This is a genomic window from Bacillus sp. CH30_1T, assembly GCF_008364765.1.
Taxonomy (GTDB): domain Bacteria; phylum Bacillota; class Bacilli; order Bacillales; family Bacillaceae_B; genus Rossellomorea.
In genome coordinates this window covers 743,243-769,451 of record NZ_VTUY01000004.1, presented here as the reverse complement: position 1 = coordinate 769,451, position 26,209 = coordinate 743,243, and the positions used below count along the sequence as shown (strand labels likewise).

Genomic DNA, 26,209 nt, shown 5'->3' with positions numbered 1-26,209 from the left:
ATAACAAAAAGACTGAGTCTGCAAGTGACTCAGTCTTTTATTTCAAGTAAAGGAAACCTTAGATAGACAGTTGTTCCCTTGCCTTCTTCACTATCTACAGATAAAGAACCATCGTGTTTATACATGATTTCTTTCGCGATTGATAAACCGAGACCGTATCCTCCAGTATTTCTTGTTCTAGACAAATCCGAGCGGTAAAACCTTTCTCCGATATGGGATAAGGAACCTGCAGGAATGCCAATACCATTATCCCCAACTTTCACAACAGCCATTCCATCTTCTTCGTATGATTGAATGAAAATGAAACTCTCTTCAGGAGAATATTTCAATGCATTATCAAAAATATTATAAAATACTTGCATAACCCGGTTGGGATCCCCATTAATAATGGATTCTTCATTTAAATCATGTTGGACATCCATTTTCTTGTTTTCTGCATGGGGGCGTATAAGAGTTAATGAATCCATTATTAACTGTGAGAGTACAATCGGCTCAATATCCAAAGAAAAAGAAGTATCCTCCAATTTGTTCAATTCAAGTAGCTCAGTAATTAATTTTTGCATTCGTATCGATTCCTTTTGAATAAGATGCAGGCTTTCTTCCATTTCTTCAGGATTCGTTTGTACCTTGTCAGTCAATGCCTTTGCATATCCCCCAATATAGGTTAGGGGAGTCCTTAATTCATGGGCAACATTCGAAAGAAACTGACGCTTCCGTTCCTCTTGATGTTGAAGAGAATCCACCATACTATTAAAGGTCAATGCAAGCTCTGCCATTTCATCTTTCGAGGTGACATTCAGCCTGCTTGAAAAATCACCTTTAGCCACTTTATTTGAGAATAGTTGCATTTCCCTTACAGGTTTAAATAATGTTCCTAAAGAAGATTGAATGATCAAGAACAATACGAAATAAAACATGACACCTGTGAGTACCAATATAGGGATCCCTTTACTAAAGACTTCCGTCATTTCAGCCAAGGGGATATAAATGAGTAAATACCCCATTAATCTTTCTTCGTTCATAAGAGGAAAGATAGCTCCAATCACATTCCGATTAAATTCTGCTACATATCCTTCTTTCATTACCGGGTTTCCTTTAGCCAATTCTCTTTTGTCTTCGATACTGATGAGAGGATTTTGGTCAATACGATATGGGAAGCTTTTGGTTAAGTCTTCAAGTTTCTCCACAACAGACACTTCGTAAGGGGAGATCACATTATACCAAAGGATTTTATCCCTTACACTCCCGCTTACGTCACCATAGTGATAGTGATCGGCTGTCCTCTGTCCTTGATAAAGCAGTGACTCCTTAACGGTCCCAATATATAAATCCTTATAGAGAAAATGAATAAAAAGAAATGAAAAGACAATGGTTAAAAATAAGCTGCTTAATAATAGAAGAGAGACTTTTTTATTGAGAGTCAGGTTTGTATTTTTCAAACGGATCCCTCGAACTTATAGCCAAGGCCCCACACGGTTTCAATCAAATGTCCATAGCTTTTCAATTTCAGCCGCAGTGTTTTAATATGGGTATCCACTGTTCGGTCGCTTCCTTCATAATCACTTCCCCATACTTGATCGAGAAGCTGATCTCGCTTATACACTCTTCCTCGATTACGGGCAAGGAATAAGAAAAGTTCATATTCTTTTAAGGTTAAGCGAGGTGAAAGTTCAGCAACTGAAATGGTTCTTGATGCCAAATTAAATGACACTGGTCCATATCGTTCAATCATCGAATGTTGGGACGAGTGAGTTCCATAGGATCTTCTCAGGATCGTTTCGATTCGTGCAACAAGTTCTTCTGCATTAAAAGGTTTAACCATATAGTCGTCACTTCCAAGCTTAAGTCCTTTCACCTTGTCTAAATCATCGCCCTTTGCCGAAAGGAAGATAAAGGGCACCTGGTTATTTTCTCGAACCTCTTTTAGTAATTGATAACCATCCATGAACGGCATCATGATATCCACAACCATGATATCCACATGCGTTTTCTTCAATTGATCAAGGGCAGCGAGTCCGTTCTCTGCATCTAAGCAGAAATACTGATCCCTGTTTAAATACAGTTTGATCAGCTGCCTCATTTCCGGCTCATCATCCACAATCAGGACATTCCATTTTTTCAACGTAAACCACTCCTATCCATTCTACACATGCAATGGCATAAGTTTTATTATAGACGAAATTAGTGAAATTTTTATGATGAAAGAAACATTTACCGTATTAGTTTTCCCCATCTTAGCATGATTACAGCAGGGTTCGGGAGTGGAAATCCGTTCATGGCTAACTACTTTTCCCGGACCATGGACATTTGCCCTTCCCTTTTTCCCATTTCATAATAGGCTAATAAAGAGGAGTGACGAAGATGTATGAGAGGAGAACCATATACAGAAAGAATTTGATGAACCTATTTAATTCAGGATCCGGATTTCCAAACCTTGGGACTGGATATGACGGCAATCCTCCAGGCGGGTATCAAGGCTATGTACCATGGGAAAGTAAACAGTTTCAAGGAGGGGGATTCGGTGGAGGACCAGGTTATTATAATCAAGGACCTTATGGTACAGCGGGACCACAGGGATTTCCGCCACAAGGATTTCCACAGTCCGGTTACGGTCCGCCGCCATATGGGCCGGCAGGAGGCTACGGGTATGGTATTAATCCAATCGGTGCAGGTTTGATTGGTCTTGGATTAGGCTTCCTTGGAGGACAGATTGTAAATAGCCCATTTAAGGGTCCACATAAACGATACTATTATTATCTATAATATACCAAACCGACTCTAAGGGCAGGGTCGGTTATTCTATGGAGATACATCGTTCTTGACTTAATAACTAATGGGGTGTGTTATGAATAAATTCGTGAAACAATCATGGGCAAAATGCATCCGGAAGAAGATGAACAATGGGGAAATGGAAAAAGGTGCAAACCAGTGTGCGGTTCGGTTAAATAAATGCTAAATTGAAAAAGCTGAACGAGGGGTTAAACCCACTCGTTCAGCTTTATTAATCTTGTTTTTTTTCATTGTAATATTGAACCGATGTCATGGCTCCTTCACTAACCATGGAATTGTCTTCAATATTTTCAGGGTCTGGATTTCCGCCTTTTTCAACAGGTAGATCTTCTTTTCTTCTCTTTTTGAATTTCGTTACCAATCCTTCTTTAACATTGTGCAGCTGATTACGCTTCTCTTTTGATGATAGGAACCATCCTAATGAACCAGCAGTAACAGTCGCACCAACAAGTAAGGTTTTTTTTACTTTCATTTTATTCTTCCTCCTTCTGGGATAATATAGTTTGTGTAGTATGTTCTTTATTTTCCCGGCATACATGAATTTAAACATTAGAGATAGATTCAAATAAATACAGGAGTGGACAATTATAGAGTTCTAGTTGAAAATATACATAGATGTAAAGCAAGGGAGGAAGTAGTCAATGAAGGATATTACCAAGCAAAGTGTCATTGGATTTATTGGAACAGGTGTAATGGGGCAAAGCATGGCTGGTCATCTGCTCGAGGCAGGTTACCAGGTGGTCATATACAACCGTACGAAAGAGAAAGCATTGAAGCTTATAAATAGAGGTGCAAAATGGGCAGACACACCAAGGCAACTGGCTGAAATTTCGGATGCAGTCATTACGATCGTAGGATATCCTAAAGACGTAGAAGCAATTTACCTCGGTGAAAATGGAATTCTTCATCATCTAAAAAGTGATTCACTTGCCATTGATATGACCACTTCATCCCCGAAATTAGCAGAGAGAATCTTTGAAGTAGGCAAGGATAAAGGAATCTCCACCTTGGATGCCCCCGTTTCAGGTGGAGATATCGGAGCCAAAGAAGCAAGGCTTTCAATCATGGTAGGAGGAGACGAGGAATCATTCGAAACGGCAAAGCCCCTTTTAGACCTTCTAGGTTCAAATGTCGTGTATCAAGGAAAGTCAGGAGCGGGTCAGCATACGAAGATGTGTAACCAAATCACGATTGCTTCTAACATGGTGGGAGTAAGTGAAGCCCTTCTTTATGCGAAGAAATCAGGCTTGAATCCAGATAATGTGCTTAAGAGTATCACTTCGGGAGCGGCAGGCAGCTGGTCACTTAATAATTTGGTTCCACGAATGATTGAAGAGGACTATGCTCCCGGCTTTTATGTAAAGCACTTTATCAAAGATCTTAAGATTGCCCTGGAATCATCCAGGGAGATGGAAATCAAAACACCTGGGTTAGAGTTAGCCCTCTCATTATATGAAGAATTGGCTCATAATGGTGAAGAAAACAGCGGCACACAAGCTCTTATAAAACTGTTGGAGAATTAAAATATAAAACGGCCCATTGAAGAATCAATGGAGCCGTTTTTTATATTTTTCCAATGAGGTCAGGATGTATCTGAATGCCTGATTGGTTCGGCAGCCAATTTGCAGGAACGCCTGCGCCCGTTTTTCTTCCATATTGAATACCTTCCAGCATTCTCAATATTTCATAGGTATTCCGACCAACTTCAGGCGGGTAAACCACTTTTGACGTTATCATTCCTTCAGGGTCGATGATAATCGTAGCTCTGAACGTAGCTCCTGCACGTTCATTTAATACCCGATAAGATTTACTTATTAGATGGTTTCGATCACTCACTAAAGGAAATTGCACTTTAGAAGCAGATGGGGATACTTCAGTGAATACTTTGTGAGAGTAAACACTGTCAGTACTTATTGCAAAAACTTCAGTTTGTAATGCTTGAAATTTAGGATAAATAGCAGCGACCGCTGCCAGTTCAGTTGGTCAAACAAAGGTGAAATCACTGGAATAAAAAAACAAAATAACCCATTTACCCCTGTACGATTCTAAGTTAACGGTGCTTATTTTCTTTTGCACGTTATCATATGCCTCAGCAACAAAGAGGGGTGCTGGATCATTGGTTTGGGCACAAAACGGTAAGGAACAATCTTCACTTCTCATTTCAGGATTAAATGAATAGTGGCGGTTATTCATCGGCTCACCCCTTTCAGAAAAAGTACTATCAACATATGTCGGTTCATCAAAATATATGATTGGATGGCGGTTCCTTACCTCCTTATATTTCATTTCAACATGGGAATAATAGCAAGGTGTGGTACATTATTGAAGGTAAGGTGATTCTCTTGAGGAAAAATACATTTAAGCAATTTTCGACCCTTATTTATACGTTTGGTACAATCATGGCTGTATCGGCCTTTCTCGTTTCATATTTCCAAACGAAGACCATCATTAAAGCAGTTAAGAAGTATAGTCCGTATAATTAAGATTTATTGTTTGCAATATCTAAACATAACTTAGACAATGATAGTGAAGATAAGTGAGGAGGGGTCCTGTTGAAGCTAACGGGTAAAAAAGTCATTCAATTAGTAAGTGCAGATTTTGAAGATCTTGAACTATGGTATCCTGTATTACGTTTGCGTGAAGAAGGAGCAATTGTACATATTGTCGGCGAAAATGCAAATCAAGAATACATCGGGAAATACGGGGTTCCGATTGTTTCAGAATACGCGTTTAAAGATATCAATCCGGATGACTATGATGCAATCCTCGTACCGGGTGGATGGTCACCTGATAAGTTGCGTCGCTATGTAGATGTGATTTCAATGGTTCAAAACATGGACAAGAGTAAGAAACCGATTGGTCAAATCTGTCATGCGGGTTGGGTTTTGATTTCTGCCAAAATTCTTCAAGGTGTAAAAGTCACCAGCACACCAGGAATAAAAGATGACATGGAAAATGCAGGTGCAACCTGGGTAAATGAATCTGTCGTCACAGATGGTCATATTGTTTCAAGCCGCAGACCACCTGATTTACCAGACTATATGAGAGAATTCATTCAAGTGTTAGCAAAATAAATGGACAATTAAAAGGACTGGCCCAAGAGAAACTGTGATTTTAGTTTCACGTGTACCAGTCCTTTTTCGACTCTATTTTTTTTCTCTTTTATTTCGATCATTCACCCGTGCGAAAAAAGTCTGTTTAACAGATTGATGGGTGGTAATGGCTGCACCCGTTGCGATGAATCCATTGGCAATTCCATTGAAATCAAGTCCCAAAGTCCAGCCACTGGCAGCTACACCTGCCAGTAGCAAGATCCAGATAATCAACCAATCCGGAATGTGGGGAGTCCGCTTCAATGCATACCCTAAAACCCATAGCACTGGAACGAGTACAGTGACTTGGGGATCGATTGAAACACCATTCAATAAATTTTCGATCATATGTTTCACTCCCTAAAAGAAATATGACTTCTATAAAAGCTTATTCAAACTGGATGGTGTTTCATGACAACCTGTACCCGAATATTTAGGTGAAAGTGAAAACAGCAGGCATAAACAGTAAAGATAATTGAAGTGGTACGTTCAATGAATTGTTTTCCTATTGAAAACGGACCTTTAAAGTGACATTAGAATTGTTCAATGATATTATATTGATTGACCTATTATAAAAAAGGAGCTGTTAATAATGGCGAAAAAAGGATACATACAATTTCAGACAGGTGAAAAAATCGAATTTGATCTATTTCCAAATGAAGCACCTGGAACAGTGGCAAATTTCGAAAAATTAGCAAACGAAGGTTTCTACAACGGTTTAAGCTTCCACCGTGTCATCCCTGGTTTCGTAAGCCAAGGCGGATGCCCTAATGGTAATGGTATGGGTGGCCCTGGTTACACAATCAAATGTGAAACAGAAGGAAATCCACATAAGCATGAAGAAGGATCATTATCCATGGCCCATGCGGGTAAAGATACAGGAGGGAGTCAGTTCTTCATCGTTCACGAGCCACAGCCTCACCTAAACGGCGTTCATACCGTATTCGGAAAAGTGACTTCAGGAATCGACATCGCTAAATCAATGAGAAACGGCGACGTTATGGAGAAAATGGAAGTATACGACGCGTAATAAAAGAGGGACGGACCTTGGTCCGATTCTTTTGTTAACGAATATCTATTAATGGTAAAGAAAAACAATAGTTGAAATGCTATTCATGTTGATGTATTATACTAATACAGGCTGCGTTGTACGTAATCATAACGAAGTTTTAACCTTTAAACTGTAATAGGGAGTTTTACATCGAAGTTGGAATGTCAAGCCTCCACGATCTGAGGACGACAGGAAACCTTCTGCAAACACCCACTTTGAGGAGTGGTGGTTTAAAACTTTCTTATATCAAATTACGGCAAATGTGGCTCCTTACATTAGTTTCTCAAGCCAGTTCCCAATCGGGGGCTGGCTTTTTTCATATCTATAAAAATGAACAGCGAATAAAAAAGACCGAATTCCAAAAGGAATTCGGTCTGAAAATTTTAATATCGAGGCCCCTCCCGTCCGTACATGGTTAAGTGTCCCGCAACAAGCGAATGTTCGGGAGAGGCAAGATTATTGTATCACGCACAGGCAAGATAAGCAAAAAGATTTAGTGCAGCACTCCAATACGTCTTAGATGTTGCTCAATGTCAATGAAATCATTCACTTTAATATGAGGAGTATTATTTTCTTTCAAGATATCCTGTAAAGCTTTCATGGCAAAAGTAACGTCTGCCACTTTGGCAGGGTGACTATCTGGTTCACTATCACCTGCAAAATAAATGGTTTCATATTCTTTTTTGAGATCAGTAAGAACTTTTGTTTTGTCGATTCCATATCTTTCGGAGTGATGTGGATGTTCAGGATCAATATTCATATGTACATTCTTCTCTTTATAGTATCCTTCATTTGAGTATACCTCAACGCCTTTAATTCCGTACTGCCCAAGAATATGATGAATATAGTAATCTGTACCTGCGCTTAATATATAGAAGTCCCCTCCTTGTGCCTGCACTTTATGGATGAAGGAAGGAACGTGGTCATCAATCTCCAGAGATTGTATATCTTCAATGATCTGACTTTCTTCTTGATGTATGGACGTGAAAACCTGACGTAAAAATTCGATGTCTTTTATTTCTCCAGATTTCCATTGTTTGTATAATGCTTGTCCCTCTGCAAAGTATTTCTCCAGTACAAGATGATAAAAATCCTTTTTAGAGATCGTACCATCAAAGTCAGAGACAAATGCCCATTTTTTCATGCCATCTCCTCCTCTTTACTAGTTTAATCGATTGTATCATGTTTAAACGCGGGGTGGGAAGTGGAGGTAAACTTTAATTATATTATGTAAACTTCTATTGCGTATAAATAAGTCACCTCACTAAAGAGTAAGGTGATCTTGTTTTATTTCTTCAAGCTGGTTAAAAATCCTTTCAATACTTCTGGTGTACGTTTGACTTCTTGAACGGTGTTGGTAATGGTCGTCTTTTTATATTCGATATCTCCCTGAATCTCTCCTTGTGTTTCTTGTAGCTGGTTCGCTTCAGAAGAAATTTTGTCCATTCTGGTTTGAATGTTTGCCACCGTTTGATTCATTTCAGTAATAATGGGTCTAGTCGTCTTCACTGTTTTCATTAGCGCAGCTCCCAACATGACTATAGCAACCACAATTAACGCAATACTTGCATATACAATCCACATGTAAAAATCACCTCAATATACGCTGTTTTTAGTTATATTCCCTAAAAACGTTGAAAATAACGTGAAGAAAATTTATTTCTCTTCCTGGTTTACTAATTCCCGTATAGCTAGTAATCTAAAATATAAGTTCAACGTAAACGAAAAAGGGAGAGAAGAAAATGATTAAAGCCATCATGTTTGATTTGGATGACACATTATTATGGGACTCCAAAAGTATTGAAGAAGCGTTTAAAGCAACTTGCCGATATGCACAGACAAGAGTGGGGGTGGATCCCAAAGATTTAGAGCTTAGTGTCAGAGAAGCTGCGACAAAGTTGTATTCAACCTATGATACATATGAATTTACACAAAATATTGGCATTAACCCCTTTGAAGGACTTTGGGGAGACTTCCTGGATGAACATGATGAAGGTTTCCATAAGATGAAAGAAATCGTCCCAGCTTACCGCAAAATGGCCTGGAAGACAGGATTACAGTCTTTAGGCATTTATGACGAAAACCTTGGGGAGGAATTATCAGAAAGATTTCGCATAGAGAGAAAAGAGAGACCTTTTGTGTATGAAGATACTTTTCATGTACTAAATGAAGTGAAGGATAAATTTCAACTGTTGTTATTAACGAATGGGTCTCCCCATTTACAGAATACAAAACTGGAAAGGACTCCTGAACTCGTACCATATTTTGAAGAAATTATCATTTCAGGAGATATCGGTAAAGGGAAACCAGATTCAGCGATGTTCCTTCATGCATTAGATAGGCTGAGGCTTCAAAAGGACGAAGTGATCATGGTGGGAGATAATTTAAATACAGACATTCTCGGGGCTTCAAATCTCGGTATCACAACGGTTTGGATTAATCGCCGTCAGCAAAAACCTCAAGATATTATCCCTGATTATGAAATCAAAGTGCTCCATGAAGTTCTCGAGATTGTAAATAACATGAAATAGGAGGCTTCCTTGTGAAGCTTCTTTTTTTTTGATCACTCCCACCAGTCATAATAGCCTCTTACCCTACATACTATTCACGGACCTCTCATTTAATAAGGAAAGGGGTACTTTCATGGGAATAGGAATTCATCATGTTAACGTTCATGCATCACGCTCACGTGTATGGGAATTCATTCGTGATATGAATGCCTGGGCTCCTCTTGTACCTGGATACAAAGAGCATACTATTATTTCTGACGTTCAATCGACTTGGAAATTCACCCTGCATTTTGGAGTGATGAGCAAAAAGGTGCATGTGAAGGTACTGGTTATAGAATGGAAGGAACCATCCGAAGTTAAGTTCATATTAAGGGGGATCAATCAAAAGTTTACAGGTGAAGGTTTTTTTAAGGCTGATGAAGTAAACTCTTCCATCACAGCTATGACCGGGTGTCTAGCGATTGAATCCACAAGTTCACTGGCTAAAATCCTTGAATCTACATTTGATAAAATGGTGCACGAGCTCACCAAGGAACTAACTGAAGCGGTTGGGCAAGCGGTTGAGACAGGCAAACAATGACATGCATGCCCTGAACTATGGGGCTTGCGTGGTTTGGTTTAATTTATCATCATTTAGGTGCAGCTTGTATGCTATAATGAACTATTTGTAAGCAAGAGATTTGTTAGATAAAGAAGAAATACATACACTATAAAGTACATATAGGGATAACGCGTAAAACATATAAAGGGGTCTTACCATGCAAAACCTTCAAATACTTCGTGAAGAAGCCATAGAGGAAACAAAACGAAAAATAGAAGATGATATCACACTTTACTTAGAGAAACATGAAAATTGTCCTTCATTTCAGGATTATGTTACAGAAAGAAGTGCTTTCTTTCACAATATCTGGACGAATATCTGGCTTAACAAGGTAACCAATGATGTTCTTCGAAGCCATAAAAAAGCCTTCTTAAGGAAAAAAGGTTATGATATCGGAGGGACAGATAAGAAACTGATTAACAAGTTATTTCGCAATGAGATAAGAGATTTTCAGCCATTTCATATTCTAAACTGGTTAATGGAACATCCACCTTCAGCAAACGATTGGAAGGAGCGCCATCAACAGGTTAGAGAAAACTATATAAAAAAACACGAAGAAAAAAAGCAAGCAGCCCTTCAAAAGGATATTCAAAAAGATATCCTCTCTTTCATAAACAAGCAAATGGATGAGTTTGAACTGTATTGGTATGTGGAGTTACGCTATTTATTTGCTAAAAAATTTGTACAAGATCTGGAATTAAAAACAAAATATCGCCATACTGAACCATATATGCTGGAAGAGAGACTGGAAGAGGAAGGAAACTTCACTAGTGATTCTTTTACAACGGTATCTGATTTCCTTAAGGAATTTACAGGCTCCATTCACAAGAAGAGTGAAAACTGGGATGGACACGTATGGGAATACGAAACCTATTTCTATCCGTATGAGCGATTCGTCTTTTATTATTCAGAGCAAATTGTATACCGCTCACTCATGAGTCATATGCCTGAAGAATTATTGTCGGATTACAATGATGTATTCAGTCAGCCTTTATCAGAAGAACGTTTGAGCAGGCTTAGTCACCATTTTCTCCTTACTTTGAAGTCGACCTTTTTCACTTTGATTCAAGAGGAGTATGTTGAGGACTTATATCAGCTTGTAGAAGTTCCTTTTGATGAGAATATTCACCTTTTCATTTATGAAAGTGATAAACATAAGCGGGAGAAGAGAAAGGCTGCTGAGTTAGCAGAGGTGAAAAGGAAGCAGGAAGAAGAACAACGAATGATGGAAGATATTTTTGGAAGGGAGTATAGTCCTTCATTCCGGGGGGATATCAAGTATATCCTCCATATCGGTGAAACGAATACCGGGAAAACCCATCATGCCATAAGCCGGATGAAAGAAGCGAAAAGCGGTATGTATTTAGCTCCACTCCGCCTCCTCGCCCTGGAGGTATTTGATACATTAAACGGAGATGGAGTACCTTGTAATCTGAAAACAGGAGAAGAGGAAAAAGAAATCCCTTTAGCAAAGCACGTGTCATCTACGGTAGAGATGTTCCGTGAAAAGGACGAATATGAAGTGATTGTAATTGATGAGGCTCAGATGCTGGCCGATCAAGATAGAGGTTTTTCCTGGTACCGTGCGATTACAAAAGCAAGGGCAAATGAGGTACATATCATCGGAAGTGAAAATGTCCGGGACCTGCTAATGGAATTAGTGGGTGAAGGAAACATTGAAGTCCATGATTACAAAAGAGAAATTCCTTTGCAAGTCGAATCGAAAGAATTCCAATTGCGGCATGCAAAAAAAGGAGATGCACTCGTTTGCTTTTCCCGTAAAAAAGTATTGGATACAGCATCAAGGTTGCAAAATAATGGACATAAGGTCAGCATGATTTACGGCAGTATGCCTCCTGAAACAAGAAAGAAACAAATGATGCAATTCATTAAAGGAAAGTCAAATATGATTGTGGCAACCGATGCAATCGGAATGGGCTTGAATTTACCGATACGAAGGATCGTATTCCTGGAAACCGATAAATTTGACGGAACGAGAAGGAGAAGGCTGACATCACAGGAAGTAAAGCAGATTGCCGGTCGTGCTGGCAGAAAAGGACTGTACAATGAAGGGAAAGTAGCTTTTACAAAGGATATTAAAGTAATGAAACTTCTGTTAGATCAGCCCGATCGATCTCTCGAAACCTTTGCCATCGCACCGACAAGCGGTGTGTTTGAACGTTTTCAACGCTATTACCATGACCTTGATACATTTTTCTACTTTTGGGAGAAATTCAAAAGTCCTTATGGTACTGAAAAAGCAACCCTTTTTGAAGAAAGGGAGTTATATGAACTAATTCGTGGAACCGATATAGAGGCGAAGCTTACGTTAAATGACCTGTACGGATTTTTACATCTTCCTTTTTCGAAAAAAGAAGCTCAGTTAACCGAGCAATGGCTAGAGTGCATGTACGCCATTGTACACGGAGAAGAGTTACCCGAACCACCTATAAATAACAAAAACTTGGAACAAAAAGAGGTATCCTACAAGGCTGTCGGCCTGCATCTCTTATTCTTATATCGATTGGGAAGACAAACAGAGGCGTATTACTGGGAGCGGGTTAGAAGTGAAATCGCCGATGGAGTACACGAAAGTCTTAGGACAGAGGTCCCCAGTATGAGTCAGTCGTGTAAGCAATGCGGAAAGAAATTGCCTCCAAACTTCGGGTTTCCAATTTGTGATAGATGTCATTCAGCCAGAGTGAAAAGAAAAACGAGAAGAAAGCCTCCATATTCGTAAGCCGTGAGCAATTTAAAAGAGGAAACATGCGATTTATGGTACGATCAGATACGAATTGAAAATGTAAATAGAGGTGTTAAGTATGAAAATTGAAATTTGGTCAGATTATGTATGTCCATTTTGTTATATAGGGAAACGTCATTTAGAGGAAGCTCTCCAACAATTCCCTGAAAGAGATCAGGTTGAGGTTGCTTTCAAGAGCTTTGAGTTAGATCCCGATGCACCTGTGGATACAGACATGAGCATTCAGGAAATTCTTTCGAAAAAGTATGGAACTTCTCTTGAACAAGCAAAAAACATGACAGACAGCATGACGAAACAAGCTGCAACGGTTGGTCTGGACTTCCGCTTTGATTCAAGTATTCCGACGAATACCTTCGATGCACACCGCCTGACAAAATATGCGAAAACGAAAGGAAAGGAAACAGAGCTTACTGAATTACTGTTACAAGCTCACTTTACTCTTTCAAAGCATATCGGTGACAAGGAAACGCTGGTAGGATTAGCGGAACAAGCCGGATTGGATGCAGAAGAATCCCAAGCTGTATTGGAAGGTCAAGAATTTACTCGGGAAGTCCGTGCCGATGAGGAAGAAGCAAGACAAATTGGTGTACAAGGCGTCCCATTCTTTGTGATCAACCGTAAATACGCTATTTCAGGTGCACAGCCAAGTGACGTGGTTTTAAGCTCCATCCAGAAAGTATGGGAAGAGGAGAATCAACCGGCTTTGCTTCAGCCACTGGGAACCGATGGAAAGAGTTGTGACGAAAATGGATGCGATGTTCCTCCATCTAAATCATAACCACTATAAAAGCACAGCAAGAAAGCAAGTGAGAGATCCTCACTTGCCTTTTTTAGTGGCTATAAATTTTTGTGTTAATTACTGAAGAAGTTCTCTGTGAAATAAGGCTGTGCTTTTTCGTTGAATGCGACTCCGACACCTAAATGTTCATAATGAGGTTGAAGGATGTTTTCCCTGTGTCCTTTCGAGTTCATCAGTCCCTCATGGGCGAAGATGGAACTTAATTGTCCATAGGCTAAGTTTTCTCCTGCGGTACGAAAGGCTACCTGATCTTCTTCCATGCGGTCGAATGGGGATTCGCCTTCTAGATTGGTATGACTGAAATAGTTCTGTTCCGCCATGTCCAGACTATGTTTTCTTGCAGTGTCCCTGACTTGATCGTCCCAGGAGAGAGCGTTTAATCCTTTTTCCACACGTGTAGCATTTGTGAGGTCAAAAAGCTGGAATTCAAATCCTTCTTTCAACTCGGAACTCGCTTCTGAATAGAAATTCTTCTTATTTGCTTCCAGGCTTTCATCGATTATTTGTATGGCCGTAACGGTGTCATTTTCATGCTTGTCATAGAACACAGTTACGTAGTTTCCATCCACTTGATAGACTTCCTGTTCTCCATTATTTTGGAGCTGATATAGAGTCAATCCTTTTCGGATATTTGAGAGTGGTTCACCGAGTTCATTCTGAACCACCTCTTTGGATACCCCCATTTCAATATCCGATGAGGAGGAAAGGAGGTCTTGATTGGTGTAAAGACCATTAACCTGTTTATTTTCATCATAAGAAACCATTAAGAAATTACGGTAGTTTTCGTGATATGCATACCAGGAAACTCCGTATTCATTAGTGGATTGCCTTTTTGCTTCTCCTAGCTCCTGTTCAAGGTTCTCTTTTGAATCTCCCATTTCTATATTATAGATAGAGAACGTTTGATCACTTGGTACTGTTAAAGCAGGTTTTTCTACAGGGTTCTCTTCCTTTGTATCAGAGGGATTTTCGAGATCTCTAAATGACTCGTCCAATTTTATGAGCAGAAGATTTACTTCGGTGTATAGTTGATCGAAGGTGTCTTTCACTTTAGGACTGTTCTTTATTTCTTCAATTTTTGTGAGCACAGTATCGAATTCTGTTGCTTCCACTTTGTCTTCCCATGCAGGTTTTGATATATAGGCAAAAGCAACTATCATAATAAGAAAAAACAATCGTCTCAATTGCTAACACTCCATTCTTTCTTCCATTGTATCCAAATTTATAAATAAGTAAAAAGGGAAATGCTTATTCACTATGTTTAGTACCCATTCTCAACCATCTTCAATCAAAAGAACCTGTTTTAGTATGGTGGGCTCTGGGTAAGATAAAAGCATAGGCAGACACGACAAACTTACATATAAGGGGAAATTCACAATGAAACTATCTCATGAAGAACGAATTCAACTACATGAATTTAATAACTTAACGAAGTCATTAAGTTTTAATATGTACGATATTTGCTATACCAAGACCCGTGAAGAGCGTGAAGCGTATATTGAATATATCGATGAACAATACAACGCTGATCGGTTAACAAAGATACTGACACATGTATCGGATATTATTGGCGCACACGTCTTGAACGTTTCTAAGCAGGATTATGTCCCACAGGGTGCGAGTGTGACAATCCTGGTTTCTGAAGGACCTATAGTTGAAGTACCTACGGAACATTTTGATGAATCACCCGGACCGTTACCATCCACAGTTACGATGCACCTTGATAAGAGCCATATTACGGTTCATACGTATCCTGAGTATCATCCTCACGAAGGGATTTCTACTTTCCGGGCAGATATTGATGTCTCTACTTGCGGAGAGATTTCTCCACTTAAAGCGTTGAATTATCTTATTCACTCATTTGACACAGACATCATGACGATGGATTATCGGGTGAGAGGATTTACACGTGATATCAACGGACGAAAATTATTTATCGATCATGATATTAATTCGATTCAGAATTACATACCAGAGGAAATCAAAGATGAATATGACATGATTGATGTAAATGTATATCCTCAAAATATCTTTCATACAAAATGTAAGTTGAAAGAATTTGATTTAAATAACTATTTATTCGGCTATACAAAAGAGAAACTGGATGAAAGTGAAATGGATGAAATTACAGATAAAGTGAAAATGGAAATGGATGAAATCTTCTACGGTAAGAACATATCTAAACCGTAATCATGAGGGAAAGACACCATGTACGAATTGATTCGTAACGTGGTGTTTTTTTGCTTGAAATCTCATTATTGTGAAAAATCAACGAGAGAAGGGAAATGTACCTGTCTTGGAGAATAGGTAATTATGCTTGAATTTAAAAGGAGGAATAATGAATGAATTCACATGAAATTGAGTATAAATTGCATGGGGATGATATGCAGTTTGTTGAAATAGAATTGGATCCAGGAGAAAGTGCCGTAGCCGAAGCTGGTGGAATGATGATGATGGAAGACGGTATAGAGATGGAAACGATCTTTGGAGATGGTTCCAAGGGTAGTGGAACCGGGGGGTTTTTAGGAAAGCTTGTTGGTGCAGGAAAGCGTGTATTAACGGGTGAAAGCTTGTTCATGACTGTATTCACCAATGAGGGGATGGGTAAAAAGCATGTATCATTTGCTGCTCCTTATCCAGGAAAAATCATCCCGGTTGATCTAAGTGAATTAGGCGGGAAAGTTGTTTGTCAAAAAGATGCCTTTTTATGTGCAGCAAAGGGAGTTTCGGTTGGAATCGATTTTCAAAAGAAATTAGGAACAGGCTTCTTCGGAGGTGAGGGATTAATTATGCAGAAGCTTGAGGGCGACGGGTTAGCCTTTCTTCATGCAGGAGGGACGATTTATAGAAAAGAACTTCAACCTGGCGAAATGTTACGGGTAGATACGGGTTGCTTAGTGGCCATGACGAAAGATGTGGACTACAATATCGAGTATGTAGGGAAAATCAAATCTGCCTTCCTTGGTGGAGAAGGATTGTTTTTTGCCACGGTCCGTGGACCTGGAACCGTCTGGATTCAGTCCCTTCCATTCAGTCGTTTAGCTGAAAGAATTTATGCAAGTGCTCCTCAGGGTGGAGGTCGTTCGACTGGTGAGGGAAGTTTACTTGGTGGAATCGGTGATTTTCTAAACGGAGACGATTGAATCACGGCTATACATTAAAAAGCATTTCCATTGGTGGAAGTGCTTTTATTGTGTTCAAGCCGTCTCCTCTTTAGTTGGGTATTCACCTATTTAGATCCTGCATCATATGTTTAAGTAAATGATGTGAAAGGGTGATTTCATGACTGGAAAGGTTCGTCATTATTATGCTGGGGGGAATACAGCTAAAGGTTTCTACAGTCTATATGATTCGGTGTTAGATGGATTAGAGCGGGTTTATATCCTGAAGGGTGGTCCCGGAACAGGTAAATCATCATTGATGAAGTCGGTTGGAGAACGATTTGAGGATATAGGATTAGAAGTTGAATATTTACATTGCGCTTCCGATAATCACTCAATCGATGGTGTTCTCCTCCCTGAATTTGGGGTCGGCATTGTGGATGGGACGGCTCCTCATATTATAGAACCGAAAGTACCCGGCGTTATTGAAGAATATGTGAATTTAGGAGTGGCATGGGACTCAAAGAAGCTATTGCCGCACAAAGAAGAAATCCTTGTCTTAAATGATAAAATTGCCTCACTCTTTCAGAAAGCTTACGATACCTTTGCTGCATCCCTGAGTGCTCATGACGACATTGAAGAAATATACATTTCCAACATGAACTTCACAAAAGCGAATGAATTAACAAATGAGTTAATTTCACTCTTCTTTGAAGAAGATAGCCTTTCTAAATCCTCTACCGTCAAACATCGGTTCTTAGGTGCCGCGACTCCTGATGGTGCTGTTGACTACATTCAGAATTTAACAGAGGATGTCGATAAGCGCTACTTTATCAAAGGGCGGGCAGGGTCTGGTAAGTCTACGATGTTAAAGAAAATTGCTTCTGCTGGAGAGGAAAAAGGCTATGATGTAGAGGTATATCATTGTGGATTTGACCCCGATAGTCTTGATATGTTGATCATTAGAGAAAAAGGAATCGCTATTTTCGATAGTACTGCACCACATGAATATTTCCCAGACCTGGAATCTGATGAAATCATCGATATGTATGAAAGATGTATTACTCAAGGGACAGATGAAAAATATGCTGCCGATATAGAACGAACCACAAAAGCCTATAAGGATAAAATGAAAGAAGCAATCTCATATCTTAAAGAAGCTAAATGCCTTCGTGAACAACTTGAATCCATCTATATAAGAGCCATGGACTTTTCAATGGTGAATACGATTAGAGAAGAAATCTTTCAGGACATATATGAGATAATAAAGAAGTAGTATAGTGAGTGGACACCGGAACGCGATGATCATTAGGTGATCGCGTTTTTATGTGGTTGGCAAAATAACCGTGTAGGTTAATACACGATCAACATGAAGGATTCTAATTCGGGATCCGTTTTGTTCTTGCTTTTTCAACACGAAACCTTCACTATTAGTAGACAAGTCAAATCTCGTATTAAGAAAGTAGGAATAATTATTGAACTCGTTTGGATCACTGGGACTATCAAAAAGTCTTCAGAAAACCTTATCCACTAATGGAATAAGTAAACCGACACTCATACAAGTAAATGTGATACCGACCCTTTTAGAGGGAAAAGATGTCATGGCTATGGCTCAAACCGGGACTGGCAAAACCTTTGCTTACGTTTTACCCATACTGGAGAAAAGTAAATCTGCCACTCATCATATTCAGAGTATGATTATTACCCCGACACGTGAGCTGGCTATTCAAGTAACAAGTGAAATAAGAAAGCTCACAACGAAAAACAAAGGGTTTAGCGTTCTCTCTGTATATGGTGGTAAAAGTCATGAGGAAGAGATCAAGGAACTGGAACAGAATGTAAATATTGTGGTTGGAACTCCAGGGCGGCTATTGGATCATCTGAAAAGAGGGACTCTCGATTTATCTCATCTTATGTTTTTGGTTATTGACGAAGCAGATCAACTTCTGCAAATAGGTTTTCTAAATAAAGTAGAAGAAATTTTAAGGAAAACGCCAGCTCATCGTCAAACGATGTTATTTTCTGCGACGATACCTGCTGAAATCAAAAAAATGGGTCGCAAATATATGAAATCTCCTCAATTTATCGAAGTGGCGGAAGTTGAAAAATCCACTTCGATTAATCAATTTGCCATTTATACAGTGGATCGGGCCAAGCAAGACACAGTCATTCAATTAATAGAAGCGTTTCAACCAAGTAAATCCATCGTCTTTTGCAGAACGAAACGACGGGTCGCGAAATTATATCAAGTCCTGAAATCAAAAGGTTTCAAAGTGGCTGAACTTCATGGGGATATCCCACAAGAGAAGCGTGAAATGGTAATGGAGCAATTTAGAACGGGCGACGTACCAATGCTGGTTGCGACTGACGTGGCTTCCAGGGGATTGGATATTGAGGGAGTCACTCACGTATTTAATTATGACATGCCTGAAAATGCCGAAACCTACATTCACCGTATTGGAAGAACCGGGAGAGCAGGTGAAACAGGTTTAGCTTATACCCTTTATTCTTCTGAAGAAAGAAGCCTACTGGACGGAATTGAAACAGAGCTGAATAGTCGCATTCAAAAGCAGAACCTAGGGAATACCATTTCTTTAAAATCCAAAACAACCTCTAAGAAAAAGGGAGTTAAAAGACAAGGGAAGAGGAATAGCAAAGATCGGAAATCCCTGACAAGAACAAAGGACGAGGTCAAAGATAAACAATTGACGAGCAGAAAGTCCTCTAACTCTCTAAAACAAAAATCATCAAAACATTCGGAGCGGACAGCAACAGAAAAGAAGCCGGACTTTACAGGGAGAAAAACAGGAAAGAAATCTCCTTCTAAATCTTATAATCAAAAAAATAAACGATAAAACCATGCACAAGCATGGTTTTTATTGTGCCATAATTTCGAGGGAGAATTAAAGTTATATCAGAAAAATATCACAAGTTCTAATGTGTTATATCAGTATAATGAATGTCTTTGGGTGGTTTTATGGTAGGATAATAAGGGGTATTGCTATGAGTAAAGGAGTTAAATAGATTAATATGAAATTAGTATCATGGAATGTAAATGGAATTAGAGCGTGTGTGAAAAAAGGATTTTTAGATTATTTTAAACATATGGACGCAGATATTTTTTGCCTTCAAGAAACAAAGCTTCAAGAAGGGCAAATCTCATTAGAGTTAGAGGGATACCATCAATATTGGAACTATGCGATGCGAAAGGGATATTCAGGAACTTCAGTTTTCACTAAAAAGAAGCCACTGTCTGTCTCATATGGTTTCAATGATGACCTTATAGAGCCAGAGGGAAGGATCATTACATGTGAGTTTGATTCTTTTTATTTGGTGAATGTATATACCCCTAATTCCAAAAGGGATCTGTCGAGAATTGGTGAACGTCTGGAGTGGGAGGATACATTAAGGGAGTATCTTCTTGATTTGGATCAACATAAACCTGTTGTTCTATGTGGGGACCTAAATGTAGCACATACCGAAATAGATTTGAAAAATGATAAATCAAATCGAGGGAATTCAGGCTTTACAGATGAAGAGCGCGGGAAAATGACCATGCTCCTGCAGGGAGGGTTTATCGATAGCTTTCGATATATCCATCCAACAAAGGAAGATGCCTTTAGTTGGTGGTCCTATATGAGTAATGTCCGTGAACGGAATATTGGGTGGAGAATTGACTACTTTATTGTGTCAAACCGTTTAACATCTGCTGTAAAGGCTGCAGAGATCCACTCTGAAATACTCGGAAGTGATCACTGTCCTGTATACTTAGAGTTAGAGTAGTGCATAAAAGAAGTAGAGTAATTACATTTGTGGAGGGTAAAGGATGTTAAGAAAGAGATTTCTGCAGTATATCGAAGAATCGAGTGGTAGCGTTGTTTTATTTCCACAAGAAAAAGAATATGCAGTCAAGCATGGATTACTGGATGCTGACAAGATAGCGACACGGGAATCAGATTCACGATTTGAAGAAGCTTATATCGAACGTTGCGAGAAAGAAACGGAAGAACTAATCGCTCAAGAATCATTCATATTCCTCAATCAGCCGATCACTTACTTAAAAAAACATAAAAACGAGTTCGTCTTCCTGGAATTGGAATGGTTTAATGTGATCGGTGTGGAGGCTGTTTCAATTGAAGTGGATGACGTGTTTGGAACGTATGATGCAATGCTGGGGTTGAAACTTCAAAAAAGATACCGCAGTCAAATAGAGCATTACTTGGAAAATACCCTTAAAGACGAATCATCTTATGACTTATTGTTTAATGGTGAGGATGGATTATGGGATTTAAACATTACTTTAAACGATCTCCCTGATTTTCATGAAGGACTGACGATGCTTGTTTCCTACGAGCTCATATACGATTTCCTTTTTCATCTTCTTCAAACGATGGATGAGGCTTAAAGAAAAAATCCCCCTCGTATTCACGATCGAGGGGGGATTTTTTTGCTCTTTTTCGTTTGATTGGTTCGTATTCAATTAAAACTGTATAGTTCGTTCAAGTCTCGGTCAAAGGAGATTGAGGCATGGTTGTAAGGTGCCTTTGTATATTTCTTGATGGATTTGGTGAACAAAGTTCCCGTGTCTGTTAGTAAAATATAAATATATTTACCCTGCATAGCTCATTCCCTCTTACTATTATCCCTTATTACCAGGGCGCATGTTGATTTCTTCTGTTACGACATGGGCCAGGTCATCATTACCGAATAGGGAGAGGACACCCAGTAAAGTCGTGTCGGGAATTTCTTCAGACTCTTCTTTAGGGACCGTTAAGTCAATTCCATGCAATAATGCGGGATTTTCCCCTTGATGGGGGTAAGCTTTCTGATAAAGGGCAGCAGGGTCAAGGTCATGATTCACACACCACTGCGCAAACACAAGAATCATCATATGCTCGTCCTTTTGATAATTTTCAATGATTTTTTCTTGCATCTCTTTAGAATTCATTGCATTCTCTCCTTAAGCTTCGTATCTACTTCTATTATAACGAAGTTTGGGGAGCAAGCCCATTCATTTACTTATTAGGCTGTTTAGAGGAATACGTTTTTAATATCCACCGGTTTAGGTGTATAATAGGATGATGAAAGAAATTGTTTCACTTTGAAAGGAAGTTATATAAATGAACATTACCAGTCATAGTGCCGAGGAACTGAAAGATCCTACCGGAATACTAAATGGAGATCGATATGAAGTTGTTCTTGATATTGAAGTACCCGAGGATGATGAGCTTTATAGAGTTCAGGGTATTTACATAAAGGTCATTTTTGTTCGAGACGAGAACGGTTCCAGGATCGTACAGTCGACCATTATAGAACGAAATACTGAGATGTATCTTGATTTTGAATTAGAAGAAGATGAAGAAAATCTCCTTCTTTCTTATTGCGAGGAAAATATCAGATAAGAGTGAGGCGTGTGCCCTTTATGTTCGATACTAAACGAATGTAAAGGGTGTTTTTTCGTTTATTTACAAATAGAATTAAACGCGAGTCTTGGGCGAATTGAAGCTCGGGGCTTTTTAAGTGCGGATAACTTTTTATTTCATATGGCCGGTATATTTGACTGATAGCATCTGATATACTAGTGATAACAAAGTGATATCAGTTGCTAGCATATTGATACGGAAGGAGGGCGAACCTTGTCAGATCAAGGAAGAATGCAGCTTAATGTAAGAGTTGATAAGGAAACATCAAAGAAATTGGATGAAATTGTTGAATACTATCAGCAAAACACGAAAATTGGAAGAGTTTACAAAGGTGATGTGTTAACAGATATCATCCATAAATCCTATGAGATCATGCAGAAGCAAAAAGTAATTCAAAATCGGAAATATTAGTATTATTTAATGGAGAATTTTATACGATTTTCTTGTCTATACGGTGGGGGAATTCTTAAACCGTTTGTATGAAAATTGGTATAATTTATGTCATACTATAGGTTACATAGTTAAAAAACTGAAAGTAAAAGAGGTTATATTGTGCAAATGCCGAAAAAGTTAATCAATATTCAAAAAGGTTCTGGTATTTCCCCGTATATATGGAGCATCATCAGCATCCTGCCATTTTATTTTATCTTTCAGTCCTCCTCTACGATCGAAATTGTTGTAGGGATTTCCTTGACCATCATGTTCTTTATTTCTTTACGATTTGCTTTTATTTCAAAGGATTGGCCGGTTTATTTATGGACATCGATTTTAATAGCGATATCCATTACCATGACCATTCAATTTAATTTTATCTATTTTGCTTTTTACATTGCCTATTATAATGGGAATATAAAAAACCGGGTGGCGTTTTTAACCCTTTATATTATCCACCTTGTGTTAACGACGGCATCGATCAATTATAATTTTGTTATACAGGATGAATTATTTTTATCTCAATTTCCTTTTATTCTGATCATTTGGATAAGCGTCATTCTGTTGCCGTTTAATATTTATAATCGAAATAAACAGGTGCAGCTCGAAGATCAGTTGGAAGATGCTAATAAACGTATTTCAGACTTGGTCAAGCAGGAAGAACGCCAGAGGATTGCCCGTGATCTACACGATACTTTGGGTCAAAAGCTTTCTCTTATCGGTCTGAAGAGCGATCTGGCCAGAAAATTGGTGTACAAGGATCCAGAGCAGGCCAGGAGTGAATTAAAGGATGTTCAGCAAACGGCACGAACCGCTTTGAGTGAAGTAAGGACAATGGTATCTCAAATGAGGGGCATTCGATTAAAAGATGAAATCGTCCGGATCAAACAGCTGTTAAAGGCAGCGGAAATTGAATTCGTGATGGATGATGAGGTCATGCTGCCCCAAGCATCACTCTTTCTGGAAAATATCTTGAGCATGTGTCTAAAAGAAGCCGTGACGAATGTTGTCAAACACAGCAAGGCGTCGTACTGTAAGCTAACCATCGAAGAGTCGGATAAAGAGATGACTATCATAGTGAAGGATGATGGTATGGGAATCGAGGGAGATTACACACAGTCTAAAGGCAGCGGCTTAATCGGAATGAGAGAACGGTTAGAATTTGTAAATGGGAGCTTAGACGTTTTTTCCGAGAATGGGACCACTTTGATAATGAGAGTGCCGAAAGTAATCAAGCAAACAGACAGGGAGGGAATGGAATGATTCGAATTGTTATAGCAGAAGACCAGCGAATGCTATTAGGTGCCTTAGGCTCGTTACTTAGTTTAGAGGATGATATGGAAGTGGTTGGAAAGGCGGGCAATGGAGAAGAAGCCATTGCCCTCGTCCACGAGCTGCAGCCGGATATTTGTATCATGGATATTGAAATGCCTAAAAAGACCGGTCTTGAAGCAGCAGAGGAATTAAAAGGCGAAAATTGCAAAGTGATTATCCTGACAACTTTTGCCAGGTCCGGTTATTTCCAGCGTGCGTTAAAAGGTGGGGTGAAGGGTTATTTGTTAAAGGACAGCCCAAGTGAAGAACTGGCGAACTCGATTCGTCTTGTCATGGAGGGTAAACGTATTTATGCACCAGAGCTCATGGACGATGTGTATAGTGAAGAGAACCCCCTGACAGACCGTGAAAAAGAAGTGTTGGAGCTGGTTGCTGACGGGAAAAACACGAAGGAGATAGCCGATGAGCTTAGCCTCAAAACGGGTACCGTCCGAAACTACATCTCAACCATACTCGATAAGCTTGAAGTTAAAAATCGAATCGAAGCCATCACTCAATCTAAAGAAAAAGGATGGTTTAAATGATGTGCAGGGACGGAGCTCCAACATGGAGGTCCGTCCCTGCCTTTATGGTAGTTTTGTATTGCCATTATCTAAAGGGTGTATATTTATACAACTCCAGCAGACTCTTAATTTTGCTTTACAAGAGATTTATTCTAAATGAATTTCATTTAAATTTTCATAGGGAGTACCCTTTGCTACGATTGGTTTTGTATGGAAAGGGCAATGGGAAAATGATGAAAGGTTTTCTTTTTGGTGTTGACAAGTAAAAGAATCATGGTACGATAACATCGAATACAAAATTTCATAGGACGATCCACTAGGGGTGCCTTATAAAAGGCTGAGATTAAAGTGTGACTTTAAGACCCTTTGAACCTGATCTGGTTGAGACCAGCGTAGGGAAGTGGTGTTTGACGGTCACATAGAATCGAATTCTATCAAACTGATCTCAAGCCACTTTCTGTATGCGGTATGCATAATGAAAGTGGCTTTTTTGTTGCCCATTTCGGGTCGTCTGGAAAAGGAGAAAGATAATATGACATTTACAAAGTACTTAAGAAACGAAGTGAAGGAAATTTGGGAAGCAAGTTTTAACCATCCTTTCGTTAAAGGAATTGGGGATGGAACCCTCCCCCTTGAAAACTTCAGATACTACCTTCTCCAGGATGCCTATTACCTCTCACACTTTTCGAAGGTGCAGGCACTTGGTGCAGCCAAAGCAACAGACTTACATACTACATCGAGAATGGCAACACACGCTGTGGGGACAAATGAAGCTGAGCTTTCCCTTCATGAAAATTTCTCAAACCGTTTAGGGATTACGGAAGAAGAAAAACTGCAGTTTAAACCTGCTCCTACGGCTTATGCCTACACGTCTCATATGTATCGTTCCGCACAGTATGGAGGTCTCGCAGATATTCTGGCGGCAATACTTCCCTGCTACTGGTTGTATTATGAGATCGGTGAACGCTTGAAATCATGTACACCTGAGGAAGCTATTTATCAGGAATGGATCGCAGCTTATGGTGGAGAGTGGTTTGGGGAACTAGTAGAAGAACAGATCCAGCGACTGGATGGATTGGCAGAAACGATGACGGAAACAGATAAGGAAAGAATGAGAGAGAATTTTATTTTGAGCAGCATTTATGAATTACAGTTTTGGGAAATGGCATACACACTTGAGAAGTGGCCGTTTCATACATCTCTAGGTAAAGAAGGTAGAATACATGTCTAAATTAAAGCTGACGGATATTTTAGTAACGGTCGTCATCTCAATAGGTTTTGGGATTATATATAAGCTTTGGGGACCGGTTTACAACTTGTTAAAGCCATTTGGATTGCATGCTGATCAACTGATCTATGGCATGTGGTTCATGGCGGCAACCGTGGCATTTTTAATCATTCGGAAACCTGGCGTCGCACTTCTGGCAGAGATTGCAGCTTCTTCAGGGGAATTTCTCATGGGGAGTGAATGGGGCCTAGAGGTACTCCTATTCGGTCTGATTCAAGGTTTGTTTGCAGAGTTGATTTTTCTTATCACCGGCTATAAGCGTTATGATGTCATCATCATTTGCACTGCAGCTGTGGGCTCAGCAATTGGCTCAATCCTGATGGACTACTTTAAGGGATACATGGGAGACTTGGTTCTGTGGAATTTATCACTTTTTATCGGTGCCAGGTTAATCGGATCCATCGTGATAGCAGGCATAGGTGCCTTCTATCTCGTTAAGGCTCTGGAGAAAACGGGGGTAACCAGTTTGGTCAGACGTGCGGACCAAAAAGATTATGATGCCCTGAATCAGTAAAGGAGG

The 26,209-nt window shown here is 39.4% G+C and carries 30 protein-coding genes, 1 other RNA gene and 1 riboswitch; of the genes, 22 read left to right on the top strand and 9 right to left on the bottom strand.

Features of this window, described 5'->3' with window-relative positions; all coding sequences use genetic code 11:
* Positions 1–29: 29 nt before the first annotated feature.
* On the bottom strand, positions 30–1,439 hold the full coding sequence (locus F0342_RS11400) for a sensor histidine kinase (protein WP_149156036.1): 1,410 nt from the start codon (positions 1,437–1,439) through the stop codon (positions 30–32).
* Entirely contained in the window at positions 1,436–2,122 is a 687-nt protein-coding gene (locus tag F0342_RS11395; protein WP_188048503.1) for a response regulator transcription factor, read from the bottom strand. The genes F0342_RS11400 and F0342_RS11395 overlap by 4 nt, the downstream gene beginning before the upstream one ends.
* 275 nt (positions 2,123–2,397) lie before the next feature.
* Here F0342_RS11395 and F0342_RS11390 point away from each other — a divergent pair, with 275 nt between their 5' ends.
* The gene (locus tag F0342_RS11390; protein ID WP_188048502.1) at positions 2,398–2,763 is read left to right on the top strand and encodes a hypothetical protein; all 366 of its coding nucleotides are present in this window, start codon (positions 2,398–2,400) and stop codon (positions 2,761–2,763) included.
* 238 nt (positions 2,764–3,001) lie between these two features.
* Here the strand turns inward: F0342_RS11390 and F0342_RS11385 are convergent, their stop codons facing one another.
* On the bottom strand, positions 3,002–3,262 hold the full coding sequence (locus tag F0342_RS11385) for a DUF92 domain-containing protein (RefSeq protein WP_149156034.1): 261 nt from the start codon (positions 3,260–3,262) through the stop codon (positions 3,002–3,004).
* Positions 3,263–3,431: 169 nt separating this feature from the next.
* On the opposite strand from F0342_RS11385, the gene F0342_RS11380 reads away from it, so the two are divergent.
* A complete protein-coding gene (locus F0342_RS11380; protein WP_149156033.1) occupies positions 3,432–4,313 on the top strand; it encodes an NAD(P)-dependent oxidoreductase in 882 nt (293 codons plus the stop codon).
* A gap of 40 nt (positions 4,314–4,353) precedes the next feature.
* Here the strand turns inward: F0342_RS11380 and F0342_RS11375 are convergent, their stop codons facing one another.
* Entirely contained in the window at positions 4,354–4,950 is a 597-nt protein-coding gene (locus tag F0342_RS11375) for a peroxiredoxin (RefSeq protein WP_262481710.1), read from the bottom strand.
* Between the two features lie 182 nt (positions 4,951–5,132).
* Here F0342_RS11375 and F0342_RS24855 point away from each other — a divergent pair, with 182 nt between their 5' ends.
* Both F0342_RS24855 and F0342_RS11365 read left to right on the top strand, forming a co-directional pair.
* Positions 5,133–5,273 carry a hypothetical protein gene (locus tag F0342_RS24855; protein WP_188048501.1) on the top strand — a complete coding sequence of 47 codons (141 nt, stop codon included), beginning with the start codon at positions 5,133–5,135 and terminating at the stop codon, positions 5,271–5,273.
* Positions 5,274–5,342: 69 nt separating this feature from the next.
* Positions 5,343–5,864, top strand: coding sequence for a type 1 glutamine amidotransferase domain-containing protein (locus F0342_RS11365; protein ID WP_149156031.1), 522 nt, complete (start codon positions 5,343–5,345; stop codon positions 5,862–5,864).
* Between the two features lie 72 nt (positions 5,865–5,936).
* Here F0342_RS11365 and F0342_RS11360 read toward each other — a convergent pair whose 3' ends face one another.
* Positions 5,937–6,230 (bottom strand): phage holin family protein, encoded by a 294-nt coding sequence (locus F0342_RS11360; protein WP_149156030.1) that lies wholly within the window; start codon positions 6,228–6,230, stop codon positions 5,937–5,939.
* Positions 6,231–6,474: 244 nt separating this feature from the next.
* Here F0342_RS11360 and F0342_RS11355 point away from each other — a divergent pair, with 244 nt between their 5' ends.
* Complete coding sequence (locus F0342_RS11355) at positions 6,475–6,912, top strand: peptidylprolyl isomerase (RefSeq protein ID WP_044336908.1); 438 nt, start codon at positions 6,475–6,477, stop codon at positions 6,910–6,912.
* A gap of 105 nt (positions 6,913–7,017) precedes the next feature.
* A non-coding RNA gene (ssrS, locus tag F0342_RS11350) (6S RNA) lies at positions 7,018–7,206 on the top strand.
* Between the two features lie 220 nt (positions 7,207–7,426).
* On the opposite strand, the gene F0342_RS11345 is transcribed toward ssrS, so the two are convergent.
* Complete coding sequence (locus tag F0342_RS11345) at positions 7,427–8,077, bottom strand: MtnX-like HAD-IB family phosphatase (RefSeq protein WP_149156029.1); 651 nt, start codon at positions 8,075–8,077, stop codon at positions 7,427–7,429.
* A gap of 143 nt (positions 8,078–8,220) precedes the next feature.
* The gene (locus F0342_RS11340) at positions 8,221–8,517 is read right to left on the bottom strand and encodes a DUF948 domain-containing protein (RefSeq protein WP_149156028.1); all 297 of its coding nucleotides are present in this window, start codon (positions 8,515–8,517) and stop codon (positions 8,221–8,223) included.
* A gap of 158 nt (positions 8,518–8,675) precedes the next feature.
* Between F0342_RS11340 and F0342_RS11335 the strand changes: the two genes are divergently transcribed.
* The 4 genes from F0342_RS11335 (at position 8,676) to F0342_RS11320 (ending at position 13,586) form a co-directional block, all read left to right on the top strand.
* Positions 8,676–9,464 carry an HAD family hydrolase gene (locus tag F0342_RS11335; RefSeq protein WP_149156027.1) on the top strand — a complete coding sequence of 263 codons (789 nt, stop codon included), beginning with the start codon at positions 8,676–8,678 and terminating at the stop codon, positions 9,462–9,464.
* A 112-nt stretch (positions 9,465–9,576) separates the two neighbouring features.
* A complete protein-coding gene (locus F0342_RS11330) occupies positions 9,577–10,023 on the top strand; it encodes an SRPBCC family protein (RefSeq protein ID WP_149156026.1) in 447 nt (148 codons plus the stop codon).
* Between the two features lie 178 nt (positions 10,024–10,201).
* Positions 10,202–12,784, top strand: coding sequence for a DEAD/DEAH box helicase (locus F0342_RS11325; protein ID WP_149156025.1), 2,583 nt, complete (start codon positions 10,202–10,204; stop codon positions 12,782–12,784).
* An 82-nt stretch (positions 12,785–12,866) separates the two neighbouring features.
* The gene (locus F0342_RS11320; protein WP_149156024.1) at positions 12,867–13,586 is read left to right on the top strand and encodes a DsbA family oxidoreductase; all 720 of its coding nucleotides are present in this window, start codon (positions 12,867–12,869) and stop codon (positions 13,584–13,586) included.
* A gap of 74 nt (positions 13,587–13,660) precedes the next feature.
* On the opposite strand, the gene F0342_RS11315 is transcribed toward F0342_RS11320, so the two are convergent.
* Entirely contained in the window at positions 13,661–14,791 is a 1,131-nt protein-coding gene (locus F0342_RS11315) for a CAP domain-containing protein (RefSeq protein ID WP_262481704.1), read from the bottom strand.
* A gap of 193 nt (positions 14,792–14,984) precedes the next feature.
* Between F0342_RS11315 and speD the strand changes: the two genes are divergently transcribed.
* The 6 genes from speD to F0342_RS11285 all read left to right on the top strand — a co-directional run bounded on the left by speD (position 14,985) and on the right by F0342_RS11285 (position 21,113).
* On the top strand, positions 14,985–15,797 hold the full coding sequence (gene speD / locus F0342_RS11310) for an adenosylmethionine decarboxylase (protein WP_149156022.1): 813 nt from the start codon (positions 14,985–14,987) through the stop codon (positions 15,795–15,797).
* 152 nt (positions 15,798–15,949) lie between these two features.
* Complete coding sequence (locus F0342_RS11305) at positions 15,950–16,750, top strand: TIGR00266 family protein (protein WP_149156021.1); 801 nt, start codon at positions 15,950–15,952, stop codon at positions 16,748–16,750.
* Positions 16,751–16,889: 139 nt separating this feature from the next.
* Positions 16,890–17,984 carry a PRK06851 family protein gene (locus F0342_RS11300; RefSeq protein WP_149156020.1) on the top strand — a complete coding sequence of 365 codons (1,095 nt, stop codon included), beginning with the start codon at positions 16,890–16,892 and terminating at the stop codon, positions 17,982–17,984.
* A 199-nt stretch (positions 17,985–18,183) separates the two neighbouring features.
* Entirely contained in the window at positions 18,184–19,563 is a 1,380-nt protein-coding gene (locus F0342_RS11295; protein ID WP_149156019.1) for a DEAD/DEAH box helicase, read from the top strand.
* Between the two features lie 175 nt (positions 19,564–19,738).
* On the top strand, positions 19,739–20,491 hold the full coding sequence (locus F0342_RS11290; protein ID WP_149156018.1) for an exodeoxyribonuclease III: 753 nt from the start codon (positions 19,739–19,741) through the stop codon (positions 20,489–20,491).
* A 43-nt stretch (positions 20,492–20,534) separates the two neighbouring features.
* Complete coding sequence (locus F0342_RS11285) at positions 20,535–21,113, top strand: branched-chain amino acid aminotransferase (RefSeq protein ID WP_149156017.1); 579 nt, start codon at positions 20,535–20,537, stop codon at positions 21,111–21,113.
* Between the two features lie 234 nt (positions 21,114–21,347).
* Here the strand turns inward: F0342_RS11285 and F0342_RS11280 are convergent, their stop codons facing one another.
* A complete protein-coding gene (locus F0342_RS11280; protein WP_149156016.1) occupies positions 21,348–21,656 on the bottom strand; it encodes a hypothetical protein in 309 nt (102 codons plus the stop codon).
* A gap of 172 nt (positions 21,657–21,828) precedes the next feature.
* On the opposite strand from F0342_RS11280, the gene F0342_RS11275 reads away from it, so the two are divergent.
* The 6 genes from F0342_RS11275 to F0342_RS11250 all read left to right on the top strand — a co-directional run bounded on the left by F0342_RS11275 (position 21,829) and on the right by F0342_RS11250 (position 26,203).
* Positions 21,829–22,110 carry a DUF6509 family protein gene (locus F0342_RS11275; RefSeq protein ID WP_149156015.1) on the top strand — a complete coding sequence of 94 codons (282 nt, stop codon included), beginning with the start codon at positions 21,829–21,831 and terminating at the stop codon, positions 22,108–22,110.
* A 234-nt stretch (positions 22,111–22,344) separates the two neighbouring features.
* Complete coding sequence (locus F0342_RS11270) at positions 22,345–22,542, top strand: hypothetical protein (protein ID WP_149156014.1); 198 nt, start codon at positions 22,345–22,347, stop codon at positions 22,540–22,542.
* Between the two features lie 147 nt (positions 22,543–22,689).
* On the top strand, positions 22,690–23,826 hold the full coding sequence (locus F0342_RS11265; RefSeq protein WP_149156013.1) for a sensor histidine kinase: 1,137 nt from the start codon (positions 22,690–22,692) through the stop codon (positions 23,824–23,826).
* Complete coding sequence (locus F0342_RS11260) at positions 23,823–24,422, top strand: response regulator transcription factor (protein ID WP_148968912.1); 600 nt, start codon at positions 23,823–23,825, stop codon at positions 24,420–24,422. Before F0342_RS11265 ends, F0342_RS11260 begins: the two co-directional genes overlap by 4 nt.
* Before the next feature lie 287 nt (positions 24,423–24,709).
* Positions 24,710–24,817: riboswitch (TPP riboswitch) on the top strand.
* A gap of 116 nt (positions 24,818–24,933) precedes the next feature.
* Complete coding sequence (gene tenA / locus F0342_RS11255) at positions 24,934–25,632, top strand: thiaminase II (protein WP_149156012.1); 699 nt, start codon at positions 24,934–24,936, stop codon at positions 25,630–25,632.
* Positions 25,625–26,203: an ECF transporter S component gene (locus F0342_RS11250; protein WP_149156011.1), complete on the top strand. Its 579-nt coding sequence runs from the start codon at positions 25,625–25,627 to the stop codon at positions 26,201–26,203. The genes tenA and F0342_RS11250 overlap by 8 nt, the downstream gene beginning before the upstream one ends.
* Positions 26,204–26,209 lie beyond the last annotated feature (6 nt).

Coding starts and splice junctions, on each gene's coding strand:
- F0342_RS11290 (WP_149156018.1), top strand. CDS start 19,739: ATGAAATTAGTATCATGGAATGTAAATGGAATTAGAGCGTGTGTGAAA.
- F0342_RS11275 (WP_149156015.1), top strand. CDS start 21,829: ATGAACATTACCAGTCATAGTGCCGAGGAACTGAAAGATCCTACCGGA.
- F0342_RS11265 (WP_149156013.1), top strand. CDS start 22,690: ATGCCGAAAAAGTTAATCAATATTCAAAAAGGTTCTGGTATTTCCCCG.
- F0342_RS11250 (WP_149156011.1), top strand. CDS start 25,625: ATGTCTAAATTAAAGCTGACGGATATTTTAGTAACGGTCGTCATCTCA.
- F0342_RS11280 (WP_149156016.1), bottom strand. CDS start 21,656: ATGAATTCTAAAGAGATGCAAGAAAAAATCATTGAAAATTATCAAAAG.
- F0342_RS11360 (WP_149156030.1), bottom strand. CDS start 6,230: ATGATCGAAAATTTATTGAATGGTGTTTCAATCGATCCCCAAGTCACT.
- F0342_RS11340 (WP_149156028.1), bottom strand. CDS start 8,517: ATGTGGATTGTATATGCAAGTATTGCGTTAATTGTGGTTGCTATAGTC.
- F0342_RS11260 (WP_148968912.1), top strand. CDS start 23,823: ATGATTCGAATTGTTATAGCAGAAGACCAGCGAATGCTATTAGGTGCC.
- F0342_RS11390 (WP_188048502.1), top strand. CDS start 2,398: ATGAACCTATTTAATTCAGGATCCGGATTTCCAAACCTTGGGACTGGA.
- speD (WP_149156022.1), top strand. CDS start 14,985: ATGAAACTATCTCATGAAGAACGAATTCAACTACATGAATTTAATAAC.
- F0342_RS11285 (WP_149156017.1), top strand. CDS start 20,535: ATGTTAAGAAAGAGATTTCTGCAGTATATCGAAGAATCGAGTGGTAGC.
- tenA (WP_149156012.1), top strand. CDS start 24,934: ATGACATTTACAAAGTACTTAAGAAACGAAGTGAAGGAAATTTGGGAA.
- F0342_RS11305 (WP_149156021.1), top strand. CDS start 15,950: ATGAATTCACATGAAATTGAGTATAAATTGCATGGGGATGATATGCAG.
- F0342_RS11300 (WP_149156020.1), top strand. CDS start 16,890: ATGACTGGAAAGGTTCGTCATTATTATGCTGGGGGGAATACAGCTAAA.
- F0342_RS11380 (WP_149156033.1), top strand. CDS start 3,432: ATGAAGGATATTACCAAGCAAAGTGTCATTGGATTTATTGGAACAGGT.
- F0342_RS11345 (WP_149156029.1), bottom strand. CDS start 8,077: ATGAAAAAATGGGCATTTGTCTCTGACTTTGATGGTACGATCTCTAAA.
- F0342_RS11330 (WP_149156026.1), top strand. CDS start 9,577: ATGGGAATAGGAATTCATCATGTTAACGTTCATGCATCACGCTCACGT.
- F0342_RS11335 (WP_149156027.1), top strand. CDS start 8,676: ATGATTAAAGCCATCATGTTTGATTTGGATGACACATTATTATGGGAC.
- F0342_RS11355 (WP_044336908.1), top strand. CDS start 6,475: ATGGCGAAAAAAGGATACATACAATTTCAGACAGGTGAAAAAATCGAA.
- F0342_RS11385 (WP_149156034.1), bottom strand. CDS start 3,262: ATGAAAGTAAAAAAAACCTTACTTGTTGGTGCGACTGTTACTGCTGGT.
- F0342_RS11325 (WP_149156025.1), top strand. CDS start 10,202: ATGCAAAACCTTCAAATACTTCGTGAAGAAGCCATAGAGGAAACAAAA.
- F0342_RS11320 (WP_149156024.1), top strand. CDS start 12,867: ATGAAAATTGAAATTTGGTCAGATTATGTATGTCCATTTTGTTATATA.